This is a genomic window from uncultured Cellulomonas sp. (assembly GCF_963527515.1).
GTDB lineage: Bacteria > Actinomycetota > Actinomycetes > Actinomycetales > Cellulomonadaceae > Cellulomonas.
In genome coordinates, this window is sequence record NZ_CAURTV010000192.1 from 1 (window position 1) to 2,697 (window position 2,697).

2 protein-coding genes are annotated in these 2,697 nt (G+C 72.6%); one reads left to right on the forward strand and one right to left on the reverse strand.

Features of this window, described 5'->3' with window-relative positions; genetic code table 11:
- Positions 1–235: 235 nt before the first annotated feature.
- Complete coding sequence (locus RYN42_RS20160; RefSeq protein ID WP_315099419.1) at positions 236–2,341, forward strand: MMPL family transporter; 2,106 nt, start codon at positions 236–238, stop codon at positions 2,339–2,341.
- Between the two features lie 12 nt (positions 2,342–2,353).
- Here RYN42_RS20160 and RYN42_RS20165 read toward each other — a convergent pair.
- A partial coding sequence (locus tag RYN42_RS20165) for a macro domain-containing protein (protein ID WP_315099423.1) occupies positions 2,354–2,697 on the reverse strand: 344 nt, incomplete at its 5' end.

A 2,697-nucleotide genomic window follows, 5' to 3' on the forward strand; every position in this document is an offset into this window, starting at 1 on the left:
GGCGTTCCACGTCTGGAACGACCCCGCCGACGCCGCGCGCGCGGCGGCTGCCCTGAGCAACTCCTGAGGGCAACCTGAGGGAAGACTCGGGGGTCTCCCCGATATCCCTGGACTGGCCGACCCCAGGATGCTGGGATCGCACCAGCACGCAGGACCGGCGCCCGGACGAGGTATCTCCCGCCGCGCGGCCCGCACCTCCATCTGTCGTCGTCGACTCCCCGCAGAAGGAACACCCATGTCCAAGGTCGCCGGTTGGATCACCCATCGCTACCTCAAGTTCGGCGTCATCGTCTTCTGGCTCGTCGCCGTCGCACTCCTCGGCCCGCTCGCGGGCAAGCTGACCGGCGCGCAGGACAACGACGCGAAGTCCTGGCTCCCCGCGAACGCCGAGTCGACCGAGGTGCTCGACGTGGCCGCCGGGTTCCGGTCCGCCAACACGATCCCCGCGGTCATGGTGTACGAGCGGGCCGACGGCCTCACCCCGGACGACCTGGCCGCGATCCAGGCGGACGCGCAGGACTTCGGCGCGCTCGGCACGCTCGACGGCGAGGTCGTCGGACCGATCCCCTCGGAGGACGGCCAGGCGGCGCAGATCATCGTGCCGCTCGACCTGGGCTCCGACGGCTGGAACCTCGCCGCTGACGCGGTCGCGGACCTGCGGGCCACCGCCGAGGACGGCCCCGACGGGCTCGACGTCTACGTCACGGGTCCGGCCGGGTCAGCCGCCGACTCCTCCGAGGCGTTCGAGGGCATCGACGGCACCCTGCTGTACGCCGCGGTGGCCGTCGTCATCGTCATCCTGCTCATCACCTACCGCAGCCCGGTGCTCTGGCTCCTGCCGGTGATCTCCGCGGGCGTGGCGCTCACCGTGTCGCAGGCCCTGATCTACCTGCTGGCGGAGAACTACGACCTCACCGTCAACGCGCAGAGCGCCGGCATCCTCACGGTCCTCGTGTTCGGCGCGGGGACCGACTACGCCCTGCTGCTGGTGGCGCGCTACCGCGAGGAGCTGCGCAAGCACGGCGACCGCCACGAGGCCATGTCGCTCGCCCTGCACCGCGCCAGCCCCGCGATCGTCGCCAGCGGTGCGACAGTCGCCATCGGCATGCTCAGCCTGCTCTTCGCCACCATGAACTCGACCGCCGGCCTCGGCCCGGTGGCGGCCGTCGGCGTCGGCGTCGCCGTGCTCGTCATGCTCACCCTGCTCCCGGCGCTGCTGGTCACGTGCGGGCGATGGATCTTCTGGCCGCGCACCCCCAAGCTCGGGGACGGCGAGCCGTCCGAGCACGGCTTCTGGGCCCGGGTGGGCAGCCGCATCGAGCGCCGCCCGCGGGCGACGTGGATCGGCACGTCGGTGATCCTGGCGGTCGCGTGCGTCGGCATCGTCAGCCTGAACGCCACCGGCCTGACCACCGAGGAGTCGTTCCGGGGTGTCCAGCCCTCGATCGTGGGCGAGAAGGAGCTCGCCGAGCACTTCCCCGGCGGTGCCGGCACCCCGGTCGTGGTCATCGCGAACGCCGGCCAGGCCACCGAGGTCGCCACCGCCTTCGCCGGCGTGGAGGGCATCGACCCGGCCAGCGTGACCGAGCCCGCCGTCGTCGGCGACGTCGCCTACGTCGAGGGCACGCTCACCTCGGCCCCCGACAGCGACGAGGCCTTCGACACGGTCGACCGGGCGCGCGAGGCCGTGCACGCCGTGCCCGGGGCGGACGCGCTCGTCGGCGGCACCACCGCCGTCACCCTGGACGTCCAGCGGGCCTCCGCGGACGACAACCGCCTGATCATCCCGATCATCCTGCTGGTCGTCTTCGTCATCCTCATGATCCTGCTGCGGGCGGTCCTGGCCCCGCTGGTCCTCATCGGCACGGTGGTGCTCTCGTTCGGTGCCGCCATCGGCATCAGCGCGCTCGTGTTCCGGTACGTGTTCGGCTACGCCGGCGCGGACACGTCGTTCCCGCTGTTCGTCTTCGTCTTCCTGGTGGCCCTGGGGATCGACTACAACATCTTCCTCATGACCCGGGTGCGGGAGGAGGCGCTGCGGATCGGGCACCGCCGCGGCGCGCTGGTGGGCCTGGCCGCCACCGGCGGGGTGATCACGTCGGCCGGACTGGTCCTGGCGGGGACGTTCGCCGTGCTCGGCACGCTGCCGCTGGTGGCGTTCGCCGAGATCGGGTTCGCCGTGGCCTTCGGGGTGCTGCTGGACACTCTCGTGGTCCGGTCGGTGCTGGTGACGGCGCTCAACCTCGACATCGGCAAGGCGATGTGGTGGCCGAGCGCGCTGAGCCGGCAGAAGGACGAGGACACCTCGTCGGCCCAGCCGGTCCCGGTCTCGGTGTCCTGAGGCCGGGGCACCTCACAGGGCGCTGCGGAACGCCTCCAGCGCGTGCGGGGAGAAGAGCACGAACCGCACCAGCTCCACGCCGCCCGTCCAGCCCCGCACGGCATCGACCGCGATCCGCGCGACGTCCTGGACCGCCCAGCCGTACACGCCCGCGCTCACCGCGGGGAACGCGACGCTCTGCACACCCAGCCCGGCCGCCACGTCCAGCGACCGGGTGAAGCACGACGCGAGCAGCGCGGCGTCGGTCTGCCCCGCGTGCCGGTCGGGCCCCACGGTGTGCACCACCCAGCGCGCGGGGAGCCGGAAAGCGGGCGTCGCGACGGCGTCGCCGACGGGCAGCCCGGCGGGCAGCACCG

What these genes read in the sequence shown, in the direction of transcription:
- RYN42_RS20160 (WP_315099419.1), top strand. Translation starts at nt 236, where the DNA reads ATGTCCAAGGTCGCCGGTTGGATCACCCATCGCTACCTCAAGTTCGGC.